Below are 22,732 nucleotides of genomic sequence, written 5' to 3' on the forward strand. Positions count from 1 at the left end.
CAAAAAAATCTTATTTTGTTCTTATTAAAATAAGAAAAGTCAAAGCAGGGTTTTAAGATAGTTTAATTGAGGTATTTTTAACCTACTGACACTTTCGAAATGGATTGTAAATTTCAGGTAAAAGGGGAATGATGCAAATGTTTATCTACTTAACTTCCGGAACTGCTGATTTTATGGAAAACTTGAGAAAAAAATATTTACCTAATGAGTTGATGATTGTGCTGCACGGTACAGGCAATTCCGTGCTTCTTCACGAAACAGAAGGCAAAACAAAGTTTGCGACACCCCGCAAGTATGAGGTGATTGACAGTGTGAACGCGATAGAACAAACGGGCTATTTTGTGTTTAATAACATTCCCGTGTCGGATGAAGGTCGACCAATTTTTGAAAAACGCTTCTTAAGTCGCTCCGGTGCGATCGAAAACGAACCGGGTTTTATTGCCTATCGATTACTGCGTCCCATTGCCTCAGATACGTATATTGTCCTTACCCAATGGACTGGTCCAAGCTCCTTTGAAGCATGGAAAAACTCTAAAGCCTTTAAAGAAGCTCATAGTAAGCCTGATCACACTACACCAGGAGTACAACAACAAAATATCTTCAATGCAGCAAGCTATGTAACAACTTATTCAGGTAAACTAGCTGAAGACCAAAAGTAACCTTTAGGTGCACTTATGTAGTTATGAAAAATCCTATACTTACTTTTTTTCTAAATGAAAATAAGCTGACTAACTTAGTCGTTGGCAAAAAGACTTTGTCGGTCAGCTTTTCTATTCATTCACTTCAAAGAATCACACATCAATAATAGAGCCTTTTCCATTATTCAACACTTGCTGATAAACCCCTTTTGCAACAGCAAGATCATAATAGGAAGCCCCTACCGATTTAAAGAAGGTGATTTCCTCTCCATTCTCTCTCCCCTGTACCCGGCCACTTACTAAATCTTGCAGTTCCCCATAAACTTGATGAAATGACCAAATTCCTTCATTGCTCGCTTCCATTAATTCTCCCGCTTCTTCCATCGCTCCATGCAAATCATCCACAACGATTTTGGAAGCTGTTGTAATTGTTGTGCTGTCAATCTCATGCATATGTGGTAAGTATGAGCCTACACCATTTACATGTGTACCAGGTTTTAAAGATGCACCATCAAACACAGGTTTTGTTGAATTCGTCGCACAGCAAATAATATCTGCTTTACTCACCGCTTCATTGGCTTCATCTACAATATGAATCGATGCATCCACACCTATTTCTTTTAACCTTTGAGCGAATAACTCCGCCCGATTTGCCGTACGATTAAACAAAATAATTTCCTTTATATTACGAACAGCCAAAACCCCTAAAGCCTGTTCAAATGCCATGGCCCCCGTACCAATTACAGTTAATACTTCGGCTTCTTTCCTAGAAAGATATTCAGTTGCAATAGCTGTCATTGCACCTGTTCGAAGACGGGTTAAATAAGAAGCGTTCATCATGGAAAGGTGCTCGCCATTTTCTGTACTCGTTAAAACAATGATCCCTTGTGTGGTAGGCAAACCCTTGTCTGGGTTACTTGGGAAAATTGTTACTACTTTTACCGCTGCTACATTATTTTCCAGGTCTGCACTCGGCATATAAATCGATGTACTATTTCTATCCGGAAATTTCAATACCGTTCGATGAGGTGAGAGCACCTTATCTTGCACTTTCGCTTTTAACGTTTGCCGAATATCATTAATCGCATCTTCTACCTTATAGAAACTTTTAATCTCTTGCTCATTTAATATAATCATCGTAACACTCCGTTGTTTAAATTATCGTCTTCTACTGGTGTACCACCTTTTCTTTACTGGCAACATTTCCATCCTGACTGTCCATTTTTCCATTAATAAATTCATCAAGTTCCTGATTGCTTTTCTCTTTTACAGCTAAGACTGCAATTAAGGAAATCACGGCAGTTAGAATGATATAAAGTGCTACCGGAACGTAAGAATTATCAAATCGTACTAATAAGGCAGTAGCAACTAATGGGGCAGTTCCCCCAGCAACAGCAGCACCAATTTGATAGCCTAGGGAAACACCTGTATACCGTACTTTTGCATCAAAAATTTCTGAGAACATCGTTCCTAATACAGCTGTTATCGGCGCCCAAATTATACCTAGGCCAATAATTGTAGCAATTAAAAGTGTGGCAAATGTCCGTTGCTCGAGTAGCCAGAAATAAGGGAATGCATAAGCCATCATAGCGATCGTTCCGTAAATATAAACTTTCTTGCGTCCAATCTTATCTGATAAACTTCCCATTACCGGCATTAAAATTGTTGTAACAATTGTACCAATCATTACAGCTACTAATACTTGTGTACTTGTAAACCCTAAATTATTTGTTCCATATGACACAATAAAAGTCGCAAAAATATAGAATGGTGCTGTTTCTACTACCTTCCCACCTATTGCAATCAACACTTCTTTCCAATGGTATTTAAAAATATCTACGATAGGTAGCTTAGGTATTTCTCCTGATTCTTGCACCTTTTTAAATGAAGGTGTTTCATCAAGGCCTTTTCGAATCCACAATCCAAAAATAACCAGTATACTACTTGCTATAAATGGAATGCGCCATCCCCATGAAATAAATGCTTCTTGAGAAACTACCGAAGTGATTAATGTTAATGCACCCGATCCTAAAAACATACCGATTGTGACACCCATTTGAGGGAAAGCTCCGAATAATCCACGCTTATCCTTTGGCGCATATTCCACTGCAAGCAACAGTGACCCACCCCATTCACCACCAATTCCGATACCTTGTATTAAACGTAAAGTAATCAATAAAATGGGAGCAGCTACACCAATCGCTTGATAAGTAGGAAGCAAGCCCATTAATACAGTGGCAACACCCATAATAGTCAAGGTCATAACCAGCGTTTTTTTCCTTCCAATCCGATCCCCGATATGACTAAAGATCACGCCCCCTAAAGGTCGTATAAAGAAAGCTAATGCTAATGAAGTATAAGCTAGCAATAATCCTACAGTCGGGTCTTCAGTAACAAAGAAAACTTGGTTAAATACTAATGCCGCAACTGTTCCGTAAAGAAAATAATCAAACCATTCAATCGAACTACCTACCAAACTAGCAATCCAGACTTTCGTCATTTGACTTTTACTCATAAATTTCCTCCTTTTCATAATTAAAGCCCCACTTAAATTTACAAGTAAAAAATAAATGCAGGGACCCTATTTAAGTGACACTTAAATTTATTAAGAGAATTATTACATACTTTAGAATTTTCAGTCAACAGTTTTATTTCTTTGAGCAACTTCCTTTTCTGGAGTATAATTTTGGTAGCTTAGTAGAGGACGTGTTGCGCATGACCATAGGTGAAATCTTGCGAAAAATTAGAAAAACAAAGAAGATGACACTTAAATCCCTTTCTGAAAAGACAGGTGTGTCGATCAGTTTTTTATCTCAAGTTGAACGGGATAAGTGTAATGTCACCCTAGAATCATTAAGGAAAATCAGTGATGCATTACATGTCAATCCAAGTATATTTTTTTCCGACTCCAAGAATGAAAGTTTCGGAGAAAAAATATTTCCATTCTATTATGATGATCTTTCAAACAACATAACTCAAGCTTCCTTCCACCCTATACTTGTTACTTTAAAACCAAAGGAAAACGTGGGCAGCGAATTTACCCACTATGGCCATGAATTTATCTATGTCATTAAAGGGACGCTAACCATTTCATTGGAAGGTAAAATAAGAGAGCTGCATGAAAAGGATTCGATGATGCTCGAATCCACTCGCAATCATTATTGGTGGAATAATAGCGACGAAGAAGTACAATTTCTGCTAGTTTCTACTTTATAAAAAGCAAGGAGTACTAAAGCAAAATTACAAGCTTTAGTACTCCATTTTTATTAGTATTCGATTGAAGGGTCCTTTGTCATTTGGAAAGTTAGTTCACTTATAGCAATAACGATTATACCCGTTACAAAGAATAGCGGCTGTCCAAGAGAACAAAGCATTACAATGATAGCTTGTACGACCATAAAGAGCCGCAGCACTTTGCGCACAGCATTTTTCCTTTGAGCACCATCAACAGGGTAAAGTCGGTCCATACGGAATTCGCCTGATGATAATAAAGCATATTTTAATTGAATCGTTGTCGCAAATGCCAAAGCTGCTGCAACAATCCATGTAACAATCGGAATATTAACAAACAATGCGATTAAACCTGAGATGGCTGTTAAACGAACCCATAAATAAAAATGATCATCCGTTCGGATAAACGTACGGTACACCAAGTAGCTTTGTGTACTTTTTGGGCCGTATTGCACAATGGAATAGATGAAATTCAACCAACCTCTTCTTTTGATGGATCCTTGTAAATGTGGAACGTCTGTAAAATAGTTGGCAAATCGATAAAAGCCCATCATGCGATTTTGCTCCACCTTTACAAAATGCTCATAAGGGATTGGCTGCAATTTCACTCTTTTTGCAAGGGTACGATTATAGACAAATAATAAGACGATAAAAATGATCACATAGGAATACCCCTCGGTAAGAGCAGATTGAACGGTTAATATAGAAAGAATTCCTCGAGTAATTCGATCTATAGTTAAGCTGGCCCCACGATTGGCATATCGATAGTTAAATTCGATGTGTACATTCAAATACTTTAAAACGATGATAATCGCTAGGCCTAACCAAATTTTCCCAGGAGCTAATTCCGTTACGGTTTTCAATAATGGCATTGCTACGATATAAATAATGAAAGCAAGTCCCATCTGTGACCAAAATGTCCATTTAAGCGCACTATTAAAATAGCGAGACATTTTTGACTCCAATGGTAATAAGTACACTTGGTCAGGTTCTCTGAGCAAAGTAACTGGACGACTCAAAGCTAATATGAAACCGATCACGATTGCTACAATCCACTCTGCGGGAAAAGTCTCCGCTACCTCCTTTAACCACTCGCTATATTGATAGCCTACTGCCCCGATGACAAAGACCAGCACGATTGCCAAATGCCCCGTGAACACAAAGCGCATATATTTTTGCACTTCCGTCATATAGTGATTAAATCGCTTTGACCATACCTCCTGCAAATTATTCATGGTCTTGCTCCTTTGTCATGGCGATATAGAGGTCATCTAAAGTAGCATTTGGCATTTGGAAGGCGCGTCGAAGATCATTCATCGTTCCTTGAGCTCGCACTCGGCCTTCATGTAATAAAATAATCCGGTCACAATGCTTTTCCGCTGTCGATAATATATGCGTAGACATGAGGATGGAAGCTCCATCCTTTTTCTTCTCATCCATTTGGTCAAGCAACGATTGAATCCCAAGCGGATCTAGCCCTACAAATGGTTCGTCAATGATATATAATTGTGGATTTACTAAAAAGGCACACATAATCATTACTTTTTGACGCATACCTTTTGAGAAATGGGAGGGAAACCAATTTAACCTTTTCTCCATGCGAAATTCCTTCAGTAGTCCTTGTGAGCGTGATTCCAATGTTTGTGCATCGATACCATAAGCCATTGCTGTTAACTCTAGATGTTCTTTTAGTGTAAGTTCGTCGTATAAAACGGGTGTTTCAGGAATATAGGAAAATGAAGAGCGGTATTTATCAAGATTTTCATTTAAAGTCACTCCATTTAAGCGAATTTCTCCTTTTTGAGGCAGGAGTGTTCCGATAATATGCTTAATCGTTGTACTTTTCCCAGCACCATTCAAACCGATTAAACCTACCAGCTCTCCTTCACCGATTGAAAAAGATAATTCTTTAATAACTGGTTTTCTTGTATAACCACCTGTAACGTCTGTTAGTTCTAGAACTGTCATAATTTTTTAGTCACTCCATTCTTTCTTCAGTTTAACAAAAATTGTGAATAGAATCAGTTCTCATATGTTAAAATTACTTTAAAATGTTTTTGAAAGGATGTTCCAAATGAGCGATTGCATTTTCTGTAAAATTATTGATGGATCCATTCCAAGCACTAAAGTGTATGAAGATGAAAACGTCTATGCATTTATGGATGTTTTTCCTCTTACAAAAGGTCATACATTACTTATTCCAAAGCAGCATGTACAAGACCTATTTGAAATGCCGGAAGACGTGGCTAAAAACCTTTACGCCGCTGCACCTAAAATTGCAAATGCAATTAAGGCGGCCTTCCAGCCACAAGGTCTGAATACCATTAATAATAATGGAGCTTTTGCAGGTCAAACGGTGTTCCACTATCATCTGCACTTCATTCCACGTTATGATGAAAAGGACGGCTTAAAGGTTAAATGGGAAACAAAGCAAGAAGATTTCACACCTGATGTCCTTCAATCCGTGGCAGCACAAATTAAAGAGAATCTAAAATAGGAATACTAATAGTAGTATTCTATTACATGAGCTTGCAAAATATATCTTTAGAGATTAAAATCAATGTAAGTTTCGCTAACGGCAATGAGTGCACGTTAGGAATCCAAGAGTATAGAATTGTAGAGGAGAGTTTAGAAATGAATACGAAAAACTTGGTTTTAATGGCACTTTTAGTTGGTGTAGGTGCAGCACTTTATCTGATTATTCCGGGCTATGGAGAAGGAATGAAACCCGATTTTATGCTAACAATGATGTTTATAGGGATCCTGTTATTCCCGACTTTTAAGGAAACGTTCTTATTAGCAATTACAACGGGCGTTCTTTCTGGTCTTTTTTCAACATTCCCGGGTGGTTTTTTCCCAAATATCATTGATAAATTGGTAACTGGTATGGTGTTCTTTTTGATTGTAATGGTGGTGGGACAGCTCATTAAAAAGGTTGCAGCAGGCACAGCACTTGTTGCAGTATGTACAATCCTTTCGGGAACTATCTTCCTATCAATGGCAATGTTATTAGTAGGTTTACCTGGAGGAGCGGCATTCGGTGCATTATTTGTAGCCGTTGTACTACCTGGTGTTGTATTAAATTCTATTGCCTTTATCATCATTTACCCAATTATTACGAATCTATTAAAACGAGCAAATTTCAAAACATCTGTGTCACAAGCATAATACAAGTGTAGGCAAAGTTTAAACCGACTTTGCCTACACTTTTTTGTTGCTCCATAAATCCTCAGCTCTTGTAGTTCTTTTTAAAATGTTGATTTCATGGTTTAATATGGGTAAGAATAGGAAATTTTATATTCAAGGCTATAATGTATTTAGTACGTTACATATCTAAAGGAGTGGAATAAATGCAGGCAAAACCTTTTTTAATCGGACTATCAGCGGGAGTTATTGGTGGACTTACAGCATTGCTATTAACAGCACCTCAATCAGGAAAACAACTTAGATCGAATATCGCAAAAAATTCTAAAGTGGCTAAATCGTATCTTGGAGACGTGAAACATCATTCTAGAAGTGTTAAAGACTCTATTACAACAATAACAAATGAAGTGAAAAATAATATCCCCGAAATAATGAACGAATTAAAACACTCCATTTCAAGATTTACACAAGAAATTGAACCAGATACAGCGAAGTTAAAAGAAGAAATAGATGGTTTACAGAAATCTATTATAGAAATCGAGAATAATTTATCAGATTTAAATAATAAAAAGAAGAAAGAAGAAGAAACTGAGTAATGCTATATCCCTAAATAATGGATATTATTTGAGTAGAATTCAACCTATTTTTACTAATTTATAACATTTTTTCACCGTAATTCAATTATTTAATTTTTCTAACTTTAAACTTTTTTCTTTTACTGCTATAATATTTTCATAATGTAAATGAAAGAAGGTGTTTGCTTTGTCAGAAAATTCCTACACTATGAAGGAAGCAATGCTTTATAGTCAACGAATTGCACAACTCTCCAAAGCATTATGGAAAGCGGTTGAAAAAGATTGGCAGCAATGGATTAAGCCTTACGATTTAAACATCAATGAACACCACATTTTATGGATTGCGTTTCACTTAAAAGGAGCCTCAATTTCAGATGTTGCTAGATTTGGTGTAATGCACGTTTCAACTGCTTTTAACTTCTCGAAAAAACTTGAGGAGCGAGGCTATTTAGAGTTTTCAAAACGTGATGACGACAAACGTAATACGTACGTTGAGCTTACTGTAAAAGGCTCTGACTTGATTTTGGAAATGTACGACCATTATTACGATACACATCATTCAATCCTTGATGGATCTCTAGCATTAAAAGAGCTATACGGAAGATTCCCCGAGTTCCTAGATGTTATGGCTGTCATTCGTAACATTTATGGTGAAGATTTTATCGAAATATTCGAACGTTCTTTTAAAAACTTCAAAGACTCTATTGTTGAAAACGATAATCAACAACTGATCGTAAAAAGATAAAGTTTATACAATTTACGCTTGCTTGTATGAAATACTAAATTGAATGTCAAGGATTATTATGAGTGTAGCGATACACTCTTTTTCTTTTTTAGCGGAGAAATTTTTTCCTAAATAGAGTAGCAATTCCCTTTCATATCATTTACAATATTTTCACTGCAAAAGTTAGTTAAAATAAAATTATTTGTTCAAAATATAATAAATCAATTGTTTAATTTTGCGGAATATTAACTAAAAATTTTTCTTAAATCTGCTAAAAAGGGGTCGTCCATCTTGCATTGTTGGAAAACAATAAACATAAAAAAGGAATATGGTTCTACATGGCTAACAATTATGGCTATTTCTTTATTTATAATTGTTTTTTCTATATCGTTTCTAGCATTGGGTCGTGTTCATCCAACATTTTATCGAGATGATTTTTTTTGGTTATTTGCACTTTGTTTTGTGCTAATCTATCCAATCCACAAGCTCCTGCACTATTATTCATTATTCGAATATAGAAAGTCGGTAAAATTAAGACTTAAAGTCGAATATAGGTTCATACCAATCATAAGAATGCGAATAAAATCAATCATCCCAAAGAAACGCTATGTCATCACTCTACTTGCGCCATTTGTTATTATTAATGGTGTACTTATATTTGTTGCTGTTTCTTATAAGGAATACGCTCATTTGTCGTGCTTATTATTGGCTTTCCATTGCAGTATTTGTCTTATCGACTTTTTGTATATTAAAAATTTAATCCATGCACCAAAAAATTCTGTTATTGAAGAAACACCAAGGGGCTGCGAAATATTGGTTCCAACAATTTTTTAAGCTAGGAGCATACGCAATCGGTCCATTTACTTGTGTTATATTGACATTTTTTGTATCCTTAAAGGAAGTGAAAGAGGGGAGGAATAGACTTGCTACTATTAGTTGTAGTGCTATTCTCAGTATTTTATTTATTCCAAATTAATCGAATGACGTATGCATTAGTCACGCAGAAAGATATACCAGAAGAAAAACACGAAAAAATTTTCCGAACTATAAATATATTAATCACAATTTTATTAGTATCATTTTATGTTGAAGTGTATGTAGCATTGTAGTGACTTGTAATCCATTTTGGTTTATGGGGACATTAAAGGTATTTGGAAAAGATCAATTAGATTTAGAATCATAGCTATTCGCTAACAAAAGGAATTAGCGATAGTTGAACTTAATGAGATATGGAAGCTTATCTTTCTAAGCACCAAAAAAGAGCTAAAGGCTGCTGCCTTTAGCTCCCTGTCTGTTTCGTTACATATTGTTATCTATTAATTAGTACATAAATGCTGCACCAACAATAATTAATAGGATGAACAATACAACCAATAGAGCGAAGCCATTTCCACCACCATAGCTATTTCCCATTACGACACCCCCTTTCAAAATCTATATTATGCTTGCGTGCAAACCCTGCTTAGGCAAACAAACACGCAACCATTTTGTTTTTGAAGCGTTTATGATATAGTTACTATTGATTTCAATCGAAGTTAGGAGAGTATAAACACATGAAAAAACCATTTTTAGCACTGACACTGGCTACTTCTGTTTTCGCTTTAGCAGCTTGTAGTAATTCTGGCGATGAAGTAGTAGTATCCTCAACTTATGGTGATATTACAAAAGATCAATTTTATGAAGAAATAAAATCACTTGCTGGAAAAGCATTACTTGAGCAAGTTGTTGTTGAACAAGTTTTAGAAAATAATTACAAAGTTACAGATGAAGAAATTGACGAACAATTCAGTTCTGTAAAAGAACAATATGGTGAATCTTTTGATGCCGTTTTAGCACAAAATGGTTTAACAGAAGAAGCATTTAAAGATAATGTACGCTTCCAACTTTTACAAGAAAAGGCTACTAAAGATGTAGAAGTAACAGATAAAGAAATCGAAGAATATTATAACCAAGCTAAATATGAACTAAATGCTCGTCATATCTTGGTTGCCGACGAAGAGACTGCCTTCACTGTAGTTGAAAAATTAAAAGCTGGCGGTGATTTTGCAGCATTAGCAAAAGAATACTCTTCTGATGGTTCTGCTTCTAACGGTGGAGAACTAGGATGGTTTACAGTTGGTTCCATGGTTGACGAATTCAATGATGCTGCTTACGCACTTGAGTTAAACCAAGTTAGTGAACCAGTAAAATCAGAATTCGGTTATCATATTATCGAAGTAACGGACAAGCGTGAAGTTGAAGATTATGGTACTTTAGAAGAGAAAAAAGAAGAAATTAAAGAAGCAATTGCTGCAACAAAAGGTGATTTTGCAGCTAAAATCACTGAATTATTAAAAGATGCTGATGTAGATATCAAAGACGAGGATTTAAAAGAAGCTTTAGATACTTATTTAACTGCTGAAGCTGCAACAGAAGATACAGAAACAGAAACAGAAACTTCTGAAAAATAAGCTGAGATAACTGCTAATTTAAGATGCAAAACGCGTAAACTAAGTTTACGCGTTTTTTTTTCAATCTAGATTTTCTTAACAAACTCTGATTTTAATTTCATCGCTCCGAACCCATCAATTTTACAGTCAATATTATGATCTCCATCAACAAGTCGAATATTTTTCACTTTAGTCCCGATTTTCAGAGTAGAAGAACTTCCCTTTACCTTTAAATCTTTAATGACCGATACTGTATCACCATCTGCTAAAACATTTCCATTTGCATCTTTTACAACTAATAATTCTGCTTCAAGCGGTTCTTCTCCCATCGTCCATTCATGGGCACATTCTGGACACACACAGAGCTCTCCGTCTTGGTATGTATACTCCGAATTACATTTAGGGCAATTTGGCAAACTCAAATCTATTCTCCTCACTCTCTATTTAAGTCAAGTCTTAATTATATAGAAAACCCTATCTTTCATCTATTAATTCTAAATATCACGCACCCAAATTCTTTTTAAAGGACAAAAATTTATCATTTTTGTACAAACTAAGATTTAAAAGAAGGTGTGTTATTTTTGAAAAGAATTTATTTTACCTTTTTAGTTTGTCTTGCCATTCTTTCTGGATGTTCCTCTACGAAATTTGAGGCAGAACATGATTTTGAAGTAAAAGCTTTTGAATACACCAATCATCGAAACGAACAAATATCCTTAGGAAGTTTGAACGGGACTCCTTGGCTTGCCATGTTTATCTACACTCGCTGTAGCACAGTCTGCCCTCCTATGACTTCCAATATGGTAGATGTACACACGGCGATTGAAAAAGAAGGTATTGAAAATTATAAAATCGTTGGGTTTTCGGTAGATCCTGCTTATGATACACCAGAAGTTTTAAGTAACTATTTATCCTACTATCCCATAGAAAATGAAACGAAATGGGAGTTGCTAACAGGTTACGAGCAAACGGAAATGACCCAATTTGCACTACAATCTTTTAATACGGTCGTAAAAAAGTTGAGGGGCTCGGAAGATGTCGTCCATGATATTAAGTATTTTCTTGTAGATCAGAACGGAACAGTCGTTAAATCCTATGATGGCTATAGTCAAATTCCTACCGAGGAAATAGTGAATGACTTGAAGAGTTTACTACAGCAAGCAAAACGAAAAAGCTAGTTATACTGCAAGGTTTGTCAGCACTTAGAAGGCACTCATATGTTGAGTGCCTTGTATAATTTCCTATTCAAATGTTGGTTTATAGAAAGATCGGTTATCTAACGGGAATAACCTTTCTGTAAATTCACCCGGTTTCGTTTTGGCCAACGCTCTTGTTAGCATGTTCATTTTGGCATCGATATTATCAATATAGTGAAGGATTTCAGCCTCTTGAATCATTGGTTTCTTCGGGCTCCCCCACTCTTCTTTTCCGTGGTGGGACAATACAATATGCTTAAGAATTACCACTTCTTCTCCATCAATGTTTAATTCTTTTGCAGCTTGGCCAATTTCATCAACCATAATCGAAATATGGCCAAGTAAATTCCCTTCTACTGTATAAGTAGTAGCAATTGGACCAGTTAGTTCCTTTACTTTTCCGATATCATGTAAAATTACACCTGCATAAACTAAATCACGGTTTAAAGAAGGATATAAATCACAAATGGATTTCCCAAGACGCAGCATTGATACAACATGGTCAATTAAACCCGATGCATAATCATGATGGTTTTTGGAAGCTGCCGGAAATACAGTGATTTCAGCTTGATACTTCTTGAGAATGTATCTAGTGATGCGGGAAATACTTGGATTTTTGATTTCAAAGAAGAATTGCGTTAATTCTTCATACAATTCTTCTTTCGGCGTTGAAGCGGAAGGGAGAAGGTCATTAATTTGAATTCCCTCTTCTGGTTTCGCAATTCTGATTTGTTTAATGCGTAGTTGGTTTTTTCCTCTATAATCGTGAATTTCCCCACCAACTTGTACAATGACCTCAGGACGGTACATTTTTTCATGCTCATCATTCGTGTCCCATAGCTTTGCCTCAATATCCCCACTCTTATCTTGTAGGATGAGTGTCATGAAAGGTTTTCCTACGGTTGTAACTCCTTTAGTAGCTTGCTTGATTAATAAAAATTGGTTTACTTGTTCACCCGCTTGGAGTTGTGTGATTCCTTTCATATAGAAAACACTCCTTTTTATATACTAGTTCTAAACTGATACTACTATTGTAACATGCAAACCCGACTGTTACGATTTAAATTCGCAAGAACTGGTTTCTTCAGACATCAGACATCAACAGCGGGTTTGTGAAGATTGAATTTTCTCTAATTTCAATGAATTATCTCTATATTTCTTGTATAATGTACTATATCTTCTATAAAAGGGGTAGGGATGATATGGAAAACTTTCGATTCACAGCTTTTGAAAAAACAGGGGAAATTCTACTTGATGAAGTATGGACATTTGAAAATGAGGAAACAGCAAAAGCTGAAGGACAAAAACAGATTGAAGAAAAAGGGCTGGAGAATAAAACTCATCGCCTAGTAAACTCAACTGGAAAACTTATTTTATTCCATGTTTAATAATGAAAGGCGCCTCGAAAAGTCGGGGCGCCTTTGTTTTATTTTCCTTTAAACTGCTGTGCTCTTTTTTCGATAAATGCCTTAATTCCTTCTAAGTGATCTTCTGTTTTGCGCATCTTCACTTGCCCAGCTGCTTCCCTTTTTAAAATGTTCGTTAACTCGGAAATTTTTTCCCCGTGAAGTATTTCTTTTGTTTCTAGCATTGCTAAAATCGGAGAAGATAAAAACTTCCCAACTAACTGGTCTACAAAACTTTCCGCTTCTCCTTCGTCTACCTGATAATCAATAAGCCCCAAGCGATGCGCTTCTTTTGGATTCATTATATCCCCGGCCCAAATCAATTGTTTTGCTTTTGGGGTACCTACTCGTTCTCTCATAAAGAAATGGCCGGCACCATCAGGTATTAACCCGATACCGATGAAATTCATGGCAAGTTTACTATTCTCTTCGGCCACGATAAAATCACATCCTAACGCCAGACTAAAACCTAGGCCTGCTGCAGCACCTCGTATTTGGGCAATGGTAATCATCGGTAACTGATACAGAGCTAGAACCATTCGAGTTATATAGTTCATAATGTTCTCGAAGTCTTTTGGTTCACCTGAAGTTACCATCATTTTTATATCGCCGCCAGCTGAGAAAATATTTCCTTCTCCTTTGATCACCAAAATTTGAGCTTCAGGATTGTCCCTTAAAAATTCCAGGCAATCTGCAAGCTCCTGCATCATTAATAGATTCATTGAATTGGCAACGTTTGGTCTGTTAAATGATAAAGTTGCACGTCGATCGGCAATCTCTACTTTTATTGTTTCATAAGCCATTTTCTTACCCCCATGTTTTTAATGAATATCTATTCAGTGAATATATTCAATTTTTCGCTGCAATTTCCCTTTATTTACTTAAATATTTACCGACTTTTCTTCCAGTGAACAGGCATCCTCCGACAAAAGTCCCTTCTAAAGATCTGTAGCCGTGAACGCCGCCTCCGCCAAACCCGGAAACCTCGCCTGCTGCGAATAATCCTTGAATTGGCGTTCCCCTCTCATTAAGAACTTGTCCATTTAAGTCTGTCTGTAACCCACCTAATGTCTTTCTCGATAAAATATTCAATCTTACTGCAATTAGTCGTCCATTATTGGCATCTAATAATTTATGTGGCTTAGCAACTCTGATTAATTTATCGCCTAAATAGTGTCGTGCACTTTGTATCGCCATTACTTGCATATCCGTGGTAAATTTATTATCCAGTTCCCGATCTCTTGCCAGTATTTGATCTTTTATTTTTATAAAATCAAGCAACTCATCTCCAGCCAGACGGTTCATGCCTTCCACTAAATCTTTTAAGCTATCTGCTATTACAAAATCTTCCCCATGATCCATAAAGGCTTTTACTGGTGCTGGAGGGCCTGGTAATACCCTTTTAAGTATTTGCTGTATACTTTTATTTGTAATGTCTGGATTTTGTTCTGAGCCCGACAATGCAAATTCCTTTTCAATTATTTTTTCCGTTAATATAAACCAAGAATAATCATATCCGGTTTTCATGATGGCTTCCAAGGTGCTTAAAGTATCAAACCCAGGAAAATTTGGTGCACTAAATCGATTGCCTAATGCGTCAAACCATAAAGAAGAAGGGCCTGGCAATATTCTGATTCCATGATTATGCCAAATTGGATTCCAGTTTTTAAGCCCTTCTGTGTAATGCCACATCCGATCTCGATTTACTATAGATGCACCTACATTCCCGGAAATTTTTAACATTCGACCGTCCACAAAGGCAGGTACTCCAGTGACCATATTTATAGGCGGTTTTCCCAATCTACTTGGCCAATTTTCACGAACAAGCTCCAAGTCTGCTCCAATCCCACCACTTGCCACAATGACAGCATCTCCATAATATTCGAAATCAGCCACTTCTATTCGCGAACTTTCCTGTCCCCGGTCTATTGAACTTTCTTCAAGGATTTTTCCTTTTATTCCGACCACGACACCATTAGCAGTAATAAGTTCATCAACTTTATGACGTGGTTTATAATCAAGTTTCCCTACTTGGGATGCTTGCTCTATCTTTTTGGCAAATGGTTCAACAATTCCTGGGCCCGTTCCCCAAACAATATGAAATCGCGGGACTGAGTTTCCATGACCGCCTGCCAGCGAGCCTCCCCTTTCTGCCCATCCAACAACAGGGAAAAATTTTATGCCAAGTGAGCGCAACCATTCATATTTTTCCTCGGCTGCAAACTCGACATATGCCTTTGCCCATTGATAGCCCCACTTATCCTGATTTTCTAATCGATCGAACCCGGCAGTCCCCATCCAATCCTGCCACGCCAATTCTTTGGAGTCCTTAATCCCAAGTCGTCTCTGCTCTGGAGTATCCACCAAAAATAAGCCACCGAACGACCAAAAAGCTTGTCCACCAATTGAATTTGCTGGTTCCTGATCTACCAGCAATACATTCTTATTGGCATCGATTAGTTCACAAGCTGCTGTTAACCCTGCAAGTCCGGCACCAACAATCACAACATCATACTTCACATACCCACCCCTTTTTGGTTTAACGCCTATCTAAAGATTTCTTGATTGATTTTTTGATTCCTTTTTATCTTTAGTATTTTATTTTTTGGGAGAACGGCAATATTCGCTTTATCGCGTTACTAGTGCAAAATGATAAATTCAGTTTTTGACACATATTGTGAGCTTAATCGCAATAATATTCTGACTTATCGAGCTATTTCTTGAAATCATGGGGTTTTTATCATTTTGACGGTTCTCATAAAATACGAACATTTCCAACTAATAATAAAATAATATTCGTATATAAGTTGATTAAGTAAGCCTTTTCATACTATTTTTTAAACTTTTCAAGAAATGATGTTGACAGAACTGAACGATAGGGATTATGATGTTAACAATTAAATCAACGAAAAATATTATGACGGAGACATGCTCGTTCGTCCTGAAATCTTCAGAGAGCTGATGGTTGGTGAAAATCAGCGTTTTCTACGATTGCGGTTCCACTCCAGAATAGATTGGCTGAAAACTCAAGTATGCCAATCCGTGTCATGCACGTTACGCATTTGCTTAGAGGTTGCACAAATTGTTTTGGCAACGAATAAGGGTGGTACCGCGTGAGTATGATAAGTTAGCCTTTCGCCCCTTACATTATATGTAGGGAGTGGAAGGCTTTTATATTTTTTGCGAGATTTTAAAAAGTAGTCATTATTTTAGTGGTTTATGGGATTCAACACCAAGTGTCAACGTAATTGTCTAAATCTTTCGTAAAATTGAATTTAAAGGAGAGTTTTATCAATGGTAACAAAAACTGCAACTGCTACTAACTTAATTAACGTATTTATTGCTGATCCACTTAGTGAAGATGGAATCTTCCCTCTTCGTCAAGAAACAGAATTAAATCTAAATGTTGTGATTGAAACAGGTCTTACAGCTGAACAACTCATCTCTAAAATCGAAGATGTCCATGTACTATTAGTACGTAGCCAAACTAAGGTCACGCGCGAAATTATTGCGGCTGCTAAAAACTTAAAATTAATTGGCCGTGCTGGTGTTGGGGTTGATAACATTGACTTGACTGCTGCTACTGAACATGGGGTGATTGTTGTAAATGCACCAGATGGAAATACAAACTCAGCCGCAGAACATTCAATTGCAATGATGACATCACTTGCTCGCCATATCCCGCAAGCCTATAACGCATTAAAAAATGGGGTTTGGGACCGTAAATCTTATGTAGGTGTTGAACTTAAAAATAAAACTTTAGGTGTCGTTGGATTCGGACGTATTGGAACTGAAGTAGCTTACCGTGCAAAAGGTCAACGTATGAATGTTATTGCCTATGATCCATTCTTGACAGAAGAACGTGCAAAAGAACTTGGCATTACAAAAGGAACAGTAGACGAAGTTGTTCAAGCTGCTGATTTCATCACAGTACATACACCATTACTACCTGAAACACGCAACTTAATAAATAAAGATAAATTCGCTATTATGAAAGATGACGTACGCATTATTAACTGTGCTCGCGGCGGAATCATTGACGAAGATGATTTATATGATGCAATCGTAGAAGGCAAGGTTGCCGGTGCTGCCCTTGACGTTTTCGTAGAAGAACCAGCAACTAACCACAAACTATTAACATTGCCTCAAGTAATTGCTACACCTCACTTAGGTGCATCAACAATTGAAGCCCAAGAATCTGTAGCAGTTGACGTTTCTAACGATATTATTAAATTCTTTAAAACTGGTACTGTGACGAACCCAGTTAACATGCCATCCATTCCAAAAGAATTACTGGCTCAAGTAGAACCATTCTTTGAACTAGCTGAAAAATTGGGTACTTTCCTATCTCAAGTAACTACTGAGCCAATTAAAGAAATCAACATTTCTTATGCAGGTGAAGTAGCAAACTATGATGTACGTCCTTTAACTTCAAACAATTTAAAAGGCTTATTACAAAAAAATCATGGTGAGCATGTAAACGACGTAAATGCTCGTTACTTATCTGAAAGAATCGGCATTAAAATTAATGAACATAAAACTACAACGGCTAAAGGCTTTACAAATCTAATAACAGTTGAAGTGAAAACTGAAAACGAAGTTCATACTGTAGCAGGTACGCTTCTAAACGGCTTGGGCGCGCGTATTGTAAAAGTTGAAAATTATGTTGTTGACGTGATTCCTCAAGGACACCTTCTTTATGTTAAAAATACTGACAAACCAGGTGCAATCGGTCGCGTAGCAACAAAACTTGCTGAAAAAGATATTAACATCGCAACGATGCAAGTAGGTCGTGATCAAGTTGGCGGAACAGCCATTATGATGCTTACAATCGACAACGACGTAACTGAAGAAGATTTAAACTATGTAGCACAGCTTGAAAATATCGATGAAGTAAAAGCAATTACACTTTAATAGAACAGAAATGGGATGCCTCACTATTTATTGGTGAGGCATCCCATTGTTGTTTGTGTTGCCCGTTTTGCCATTAGTCCTGTGGGAAAATCGTGCGCTTACTTTTAGCTGTAAACCTATGATTTTAATATTTCTGTTTGGGATTCAGTTCTATAATCAGCGGGCATTATGTGACAATTGAGGCTACGCATTGCTTCGATTTGTCAGATTAACAAGGGCTTCGTGACAATTCAGGCTTCGCGTTGCTTCGATTTGTCAGATTAACAAGGGCTTCGTGACAATTCAGGCTTCGCATTGCTTCGATTTGTCAGATTAACAGGGGGTTCGTGACTGTTCGGGCTTCGCATTGCTTCGATTTGTCAGATTAACAAGGGCTTCGTGACTGTTCGGGCTTCGCATTGCTTCGATTTGTCAGATTAACAAGGGCTTCGTGACAATTCAGGCTTCACGTTGCTTCGATTTGTCAGATTAACAGGGGGTTCGTGACAATTCAGGCTTCGCATTGCTTCGGTTTGTCAGATTAACAAGGGGTTCGTGACTGTTCGGGCTTAGCATTGCTTCGATTTGTCAGATTAACAAGGGCTTCGTGACAATTCAGGCTTCGCGTTGCTTCGATTTGTCAGTTTAACAGGGGGTTCGTGACAATTCAGGCTTCGCATTGCTTCGATTTGTCAGATTAACAAGGGGTTCGTGACTGTTCGGGCTTGGAGCCGCACTGGTTTGTCCGATTAGCACTCTCAATTGACCACTTTCAGAAAAGTGTTCGCTTGAATTGTCTAATAGAAGGAGTCTAAAAGACAGTTTGAGTAAAATCAGCATTGGATTCGTAGTTTTCATCCTATAAGAACAACTATTTCTTTCGTGTCATTTACTTACATAACAAAAACAGATGGAGAAAATAACTATTTTCATCCATCTTACAATATGCTACGATTATATACTCTCGATAAGCTTCAAAAACTCTGTTAACGATGCTACTTCATAGGTTGGTATTACTTCTGTATCGTTCACATTGCCCTCACGATTTATCCATACATTTTTCATGCCAACACTTGCAGAACCTTTAATATCCGTGTTTAAGTTGTCGCCAACCATAATTCCTTCACTTGCAGTAATCCCTAGCTTGTCCATCATATAGTGGAATAATTGTGCATCCGGCTTTCCTTTACCAAAGTCGCCTGAGATGATGACATAATCAAAATAAGGTCGAATCTCCGGGGTAATTTCAAGTTTTAAATTTTGCAAGCTTGGTGCACCGTTAGTAAGTAACACCAGTTGATATTTATCCTTTAGTGCATCCAGCACAGCATATGTATCTTCATAAACAAAAGGAGACTTTTTGCGTTCTTCTACAAACCGCTCTCCAAGTTCAGCCCCAAGCGTTGGGTCGTCAATCCCTAAAACTTTTAGGCCCTTTGTCCAAGCTTCTTTGCGATATGTCGGAATAATTTCTTTCATTCTCTGAAATGATTCCGTTGGATCGTCAAACGTTCCCCATAGCCCCTCGAAAGGATTAATTCCAATCAGGACAGTGTGATCATACGTTTCATAAGATTCATATAACTTACGTGCTTCCACTCGTACTGCTTCTTCAAGTTCTACAGAATCAATCTCACATTTTTCTTGTGCATATGCACATGTTTTCTCGAAAGCAGTTTTAATACTCTGCTTATCCCATAATAATGTATCGTCTAAATCAAAAATAACTGTTTTTAATGACATGCCCTATCTCCTAAATTGATGTATTTGCTAACATTTCCTTCATTCGCTGCACTTTTATTTTACCATATTTTCAGAATTATTAGGATAAGAGATTGGTTAACCTGAATCAATTTGTTTAATCTTTTTGCATAAAATACGCTCTCTGAAATAGTAGTTATACAAGCTATAAAAATAGCATATGTTCCTTTAAACACCAATTTGCTACAAGCAGAAGGAGAGAGAAGATGATTAAAAAGTTTGCATCTGACGCTCTAAGACTATCGGATATTGGGAAAGTAATTGAACCATACGAATATGACAAAACAGATTCTGATGTTTACCTTCTATATGAAAAAGGTGAACATATTTATTTTCTTATTAAAACAAAGACCGATGAATATTGTTTCACTAATCTAGCATTGATTCATATGGACGGCGATTCTGCCGTTAGCAAAAAACGAACATTAAAACGCTATGACTATAAATTTAATACAATACGACAAGTCTCCTTTGAAACCGCAGGAACAATTGATCAGGATCTTGAAATTCACTTTACCATTGGTGAAACGGCTTTTTGTATTAGTCTTCATAAAAATTTTTCAAAGAAAGCGAAGGACTTATATAAATGTCTAGTTACGATGGAAAGAATGATGCGTGAAAATGAAAAGCATCGAAACTATATGTTCGATAGCCTGGAATTTGCCACAAGAAGTCTCGGATCCTCCGGACATGGTCAATCTTCCCCTGGAGAATCCTTCAAATCCATCGTTGAATTTACAAATTATTGGTTACAGGAAAGCAATAGAAACTACTCAAAAGAAGATTATAGTGATGTATTTGAGCTTTATATAAGAAGAAATTAAATAAAATCGTCAAAAACCCGTACGCTTTATTTTTCAAGCACGGGTTTATCTTTTTTTATTTGTATGATATCGCCTTCTTTTACTTGCTTGACTATTTGGGTACGATGGATGAGCAATTGCTTTGTTTCTTCCAGGTCCTTTTATAAAAATCGCATACTCCCCTTCCCTTTCTATCTGCTAACTACTTTATGCGTAGTGTAGTGTAAGCCAGTAATCTTTAGATACACTATTTTAGCAAAATAAAAAGAATAGCATTTTTATGCCATTCCTTTTATCCATTCACTGTATATTGATTTCGCCCATTCCGCTTTGATTCATACAGGGCATCATCAGCTAATTTAAAGATTTCCTTGTATTCCGTAATCATTCCATTACTGTTTGTACTAACACCTAAACTAATTTGGAGGGCAATCTTTTCTTCATCGAGTTCAATGATTATATTTGAAATATGTTTAAATAGATTATCAATAATTTCCATCAGTTCATCCTTCGATGAAACTTTAACAATTGCAACAAATTCATCCCCGCCATACCTTGCAAAAATACAATCAAATGCAGATAAGTACTCATTCGCTCTATTTGATATATGTTTTAAAGCATCGTCACCTACAAGATGGCCATGTCGATCATTGATTTGTTTAAAATAATCCACATCCAATATGAAAAAGCCTATTAATTGGGCAGTCGTTTCTGCATCCTTTAACCACTTTTTAATATTTTCCTCAAAGTACCGACGGTTATAGCAAGTTGTTAATGGGTCCTTTGTTGAAATGGATTCATACTGTTTTTCATTTTGAGTCATTTCGATCTGTATTATATTTTGATTTAAATTAATTTCTTTTAGCTTTAATAGAATATCAATATAATCTTTTTGAATGGCAATTAAATGATCCTTATCTTTCAACTCTGCAATAACTTCTACCAAAATTTTATTGATTTCTTCCAATAAAATATAATCATTATTTTTAGAAGCAAATTCCTTTGCTTTCACTAGGATTTCATTTGCTTCTTCATAACGCTTTTGGGCTTTAAACCATAATCCCTTATATTCTAAGACATAAATTGATGTTTTGATCATTTGCTTACCTTCAATATAAGAAAATAAAAAATCAAAAAGCTTCTCAGCTTTCTGAAATTCCCCCAAATCCGTATAGCCCTTCGACAGGTTTAATCTTACATAAACCATTAATTCCTCTTCTTGCTCGTCATCAAGTTGCTTCGATAGGTCTAGAGCCTTTAGAAGAATATCTACAGCTTCATCTGGTTCTTCTTTATCCAGATAATAGACACCTAGGTTATTATAAATTTTACATAGTGAATAGATATCATTAGTATCGATAGCTAATACTTTTGCTTTATTTAGATATTCTAAATACTTCTCTTGGTTCCCGAGCTCTCCACAAACGCTTGCGTACGTGTTTAGATAGGTAATTCTTTGACCATCCGTACCATGATCATCGATCCACTCGGTAATTTTTTTTAAGTCTGCAATGCAGGATTGTATGTCTCCTATATTGTAATATATTTTACTTCTATTTAAATTCAGATCTATCAATAAGCTGTAATTTTTTTCTTGTAATGCAAGGCTTGCTGTTGGATCAAATAAGTTAAAAAATTCATTAAACCGCTCTTCCCTTACTAGAGCATTCAGCGTGATTTTCAATTCTTCTAGTTCTTGCAACTCATCACTCCCTAACCAATCCCCACTACTTTTCTCATAACTATCATAATTAATTTATACATGATTTACTACATATTTACAATTAATGTAAGATAAAAATCTTACAAAATAGAATTTTCTGTCTTTTATTTACAATACCATTTTAACTATATAAGTAGAATTATAAAGTTAATTATAACCTTAGATTTGAATTAAAAGTTTACGAAAGTTAGATTCAGATGATATAAAAG

At 36.4% G+C, this 22,732-nt stretch carries 24 protein-coding genes and 1 other annotated feature; of the genes, 13 read left to right on the top strand and 11 right to left on the bottom strand.

Annotated elements, in window-relative coordinates; translation table 11 throughout:
* The first annotated feature begins 137 nt into the window (after positions 1–137).
* The gene (locus ACFQU5_RS20155) at positions 138–659 is read left to right on the top strand and encodes an antibiotic biosynthesis monooxygenase family protein (RefSeq protein ID WP_390292025.1); all 522 of its coding nucleotides are present in this window, start codon (positions 138–140) and stop codon (positions 657–659) included.
* Positions 660–791: 132 nt separating this feature from the next.
* Here ACFQU5_RS20155 and ACFQU5_RS20160 read toward each other — a convergent pair whose 3' ends face one another.
* The gene (locus tag ACFQU5_RS20160) at positions 792–1,775 is read right to left on the bottom strand and encodes an ornithine cyclodeaminase family protein (RefSeq protein ID WP_390292027.1); all 984 of its coding nucleotides are present in this window, start codon (positions 1,773–1,775) and stop codon (positions 792–794) included.
* Positions 1,776–1,806: 31 nt separating this feature from the next.
* Positions 1,807–3,153: an MFS transporter gene (locus ACFQU5_RS20165; protein WP_390292029.1), complete on the bottom strand. Its 1,347-nt coding sequence runs from the start codon at positions 3,151–3,153 to the stop codon at positions 1,807–1,809.
* A gap of 200 nt (positions 3,154–3,353) precedes the next feature.
* Between ACFQU5_RS20165 and ACFQU5_RS20170 the strand changes: the two genes are divergently transcribed.
* Complete coding sequence (locus ACFQU5_RS20170) at positions 3,354–3,854, top strand: helix-turn-helix domain-containing protein (RefSeq protein ID WP_390292031.1); 501 nt, start codon at positions 3,354–3,356, stop codon at positions 3,852–3,854.
* Between the two features lie 50 nt (positions 3,855–3,904).
* Here ACFQU5_RS20170 and ACFQU5_RS20175 read toward each other — a convergent pair whose 3' ends face one another.
* The gene (locus ACFQU5_RS20175) at positions 3,905–5,104 is read right to left on the bottom strand and encodes an ABC transporter permease (RefSeq protein WP_390292033.1); all 1,200 of its coding nucleotides are present in this window, start codon (positions 5,102–5,104) and stop codon (positions 3,905–3,907) included.
* Entirely contained in the window at positions 5,097–5,837 is a 741-nt protein-coding gene (locus ACFQU5_RS20180) for an ABC transporter ATP-binding protein (RefSeq protein ID WP_390292035.1), read from the bottom strand. The genes ACFQU5_RS20175 and ACFQU5_RS20180 overlap by 8 nt, the downstream gene beginning before the upstream one ends.
* A gap of 106 nt (positions 5,838–5,943) precedes the next feature.
* Between ACFQU5_RS20180 and ACFQU5_RS20185 the strand changes: the two genes are divergently transcribed.
* The 6 genes from ACFQU5_RS20185 (at position 5,944) to ACFQU5_RS20210 (ending at position 9,421) form a co-directional block, all read left to right on the top strand.
* A complete protein-coding gene (locus ACFQU5_RS20185) occupies positions 5,944–6,366 on the top strand; it encodes an HIT family protein (RefSeq protein ID WP_390292037.1) in 423 nt (140 codons plus the stop codon).
* Between the two features lie 137 nt (positions 6,367–6,503).
* Positions 6,504–7,037, top strand: coding sequence for a tryptophan transporter (locus ACFQU5_RS20190; RefSeq protein WP_390292039.1), 534 nt, complete (start codon positions 6,504–6,506; stop codon positions 7,035–7,037).
* Positions 7,038–7,219: 182 nt separating this feature from the next.
* Positions 7,220–7,609 (top strand): YtxH domain-containing protein, encoded by a 390-nt coding sequence (locus tag ACFQU5_RS20195; RefSeq protein ID WP_390292041.1) that lies wholly within the window; start codon positions 7,220–7,222, stop codon positions 7,607–7,609.
* Positions 7,610–7,775: 166 nt separating this feature from the next.
* A complete protein-coding gene (locus ACFQU5_RS20200) occupies positions 7,776–8,333 on the top strand; it encodes an HTH-type transcriptional regulator Hpr (protein WP_390292043.1) in 558 nt (185 codons plus the stop codon).
* A gap of 330 nt (positions 8,334–8,663) precedes the next feature.
* Complete coding sequence (locus ACFQU5_RS20205; RefSeq protein WP_390292089.1) at positions 8,664–9,146, top strand: DUF3267 domain-containing protein; 483 nt, start codon at positions 8,664–8,666, stop codon at positions 9,144–9,146.
* Positions 9,147–9,235: 89 nt separating this feature from the next.
* On the top strand, positions 9,236–9,421 hold the full coding sequence (locus tag ACFQU5_RS20210; RefSeq protein ID WP_390292045.1) for a hypothetical protein: 186 nt from the start codon (positions 9,236–9,238) through the stop codon (positions 9,419–9,421).
* A gap of 211 nt (positions 9,422–9,632) precedes the next feature.
* Here the strand turns inward: ACFQU5_RS20210 and ACFQU5_RS20215 are convergent, their stop codons facing one another.
* Positions 9,633–9,725, bottom strand: a complete 93-nt coding sequence (locus tag ACFQU5_RS20215; protein WP_390292047.1) for a YjcZ family sporulation protein — start codon at positions 9,723–9,725, stop codon at positions 9,633–9,635.
* A gap of 140 nt (positions 9,726–9,865) precedes the next feature.
* Here ACFQU5_RS20215 and ACFQU5_RS20220 point away from each other — a divergent pair, with 140 nt between their 5' ends.
* Entirely contained in the window at positions 9,866–10,762 is an 897-nt protein-coding gene (locus ACFQU5_RS20220; RefSeq protein ID WP_390292049.1) for a peptidylprolyl isomerase, read from the top strand.
* A gap of 65 nt (positions 10,763–10,827) precedes the next feature.
* Here ACFQU5_RS20220 and ACFQU5_RS20225 read toward each other — a convergent pair whose 3' ends face one another.
* Positions 10,828–11,163 carry a zinc ribbon domain-containing protein YjdM gene (locus tag ACFQU5_RS20225; protein WP_390292051.1) on the bottom strand — a complete coding sequence of 112 codons (336 nt, stop codon included), beginning with the start codon at positions 11,161–11,163 and terminating at the stop codon, positions 10,828–10,830.
* A gap of 159 nt (positions 11,164–11,322) precedes the next feature.
* Here ACFQU5_RS20225 and ACFQU5_RS20230 point away from each other — a divergent pair, with 159 nt between their 5' ends.
* On the top strand, positions 11,323–11,919 hold the full coding sequence (locus tag ACFQU5_RS20230; RefSeq protein WP_390292053.1) for an SCO family protein: 597 nt from the start codon (positions 11,323–11,325) through the stop codon (positions 11,917–11,919).
* A 63-nt stretch (positions 11,920–11,982) separates the two neighbouring features.
* Here the strand turns inward: ACFQU5_RS20230 and yhaM are convergent, their stop codons facing one another.
* Positions 11,983–12,921 (bottom strand): 3'-5' exoribonuclease YhaM, encoded by a 939-nt coding sequence (gene yhaM, locus ACFQU5_RS20235; protein ID WP_390292055.1) that lies wholly within the window; start codon positions 12,919–12,921, stop codon positions 11,983–11,985.
* 218 nt (positions 12,922–13,139) lie between these two features.
* Here yhaM and ACFQU5_RS20240 point away from each other — a divergent pair, with 218 nt between their 5' ends.
* Positions 13,140–13,325, top strand: a complete 186-nt coding sequence (locus tag ACFQU5_RS20240) for a YhzD family protein (protein ID WP_390292057.1) — start codon at positions 13,140–13,142, stop codon at positions 13,323–13,325.
* Positions 13,326–13,363: 38 nt separating this feature from the next.
* Here ACFQU5_RS20240 and ACFQU5_RS20245 read toward each other — a convergent pair whose 3' ends face one another.
* Together ACFQU5_RS20245 and ACFQU5_RS20250 are read right to left on the bottom strand one after the other, a co-directional pair.
* Complete coding sequence (locus ACFQU5_RS20245; RefSeq protein ID WP_390292059.1) at positions 13,364–14,146, bottom strand: enoyl-CoA hydratase; 783 nt, start codon at positions 14,144–14,146, stop codon at positions 13,364–13,366.
* Positions 14,147–14,216: 70 nt separating this feature from the next.
* A complete protein-coding gene (locus ACFQU5_RS20250; protein WP_390292061.1) occupies positions 14,217–15,863 on the bottom strand; it encodes an FAD-binding dehydrogenase in 1,647 nt (548 codons plus the stop codon).
* Positions 15,864–16,251: 388 nt separating this feature from the next.
* Positions 16,252–16,489: a binding site (T-box leader), on the top strand.
* A 148-nt stretch (positions 16,490–16,637) separates the two neighbouring features.
* Here ACFQU5_RS20250 and serA point away from each other — a divergent pair.
* Positions 16,638–18,257 carry a phosphoglycerate dehydrogenase gene (gene serA / locus ACFQU5_RS20255; protein WP_390292063.1) on the top strand — a complete coding sequence of 540 codons (1,620 nt, stop codon included), beginning with the start codon at positions 16,638–16,640 and terminating at the stop codon, positions 18,255–18,257.
* 933 nt (positions 18,258–19,190) lie between these two features.
* On the opposite strand, the gene ACFQU5_RS20260 is transcribed toward serA, so the two are convergent.
* Positions 19,191–19,979, bottom strand: coding sequence for an HAD family hydrolase (locus ACFQU5_RS20260; protein WP_390292065.1), 789 nt, complete (start codon positions 19,977–19,979; stop codon positions 19,191–19,193).
* 224 nt (positions 19,980–20,203) lie between these two features.
* Between ACFQU5_RS20260 and ACFQU5_RS20265 the strand changes: the two genes are divergently transcribed.
* A complete protein-coding gene (locus tag ACFQU5_RS20265; RefSeq protein WP_390292067.1) occupies positions 20,204–20,821 on the top strand; it encodes a PH domain-containing protein in 618 nt (205 codons plus the stop codon).
* Positions 20,822–21,092: 271 nt separating this feature from the next.
* Here ACFQU5_RS20265 and ACFQU5_RS20270 read toward each other — a convergent pair whose 3' ends face one another.
* The gene (locus tag ACFQU5_RS20270; RefSeq protein ID WP_390292069.1) at positions 21,093–22,502 is read right to left on the bottom strand and encodes a tetratricopeptide repeat-containing diguanylate cyclase; all 1,410 of its coding nucleotides are present in this window, start codon (positions 22,500–22,502) and stop codon (positions 21,093–21,095) included.
* Between the last annotated feature and the right edge of the window lie 230 nt (positions 22,503–22,732).

The organism is Ureibacillus sp. GCM10028918, from assembly GCF_042666115.1.
In the GTDB taxonomy this organism is placed as follows: Bacteria; Bacillota; Bacilli; order Bacillales_A; family Planococcaceae; genus Ureibacillus.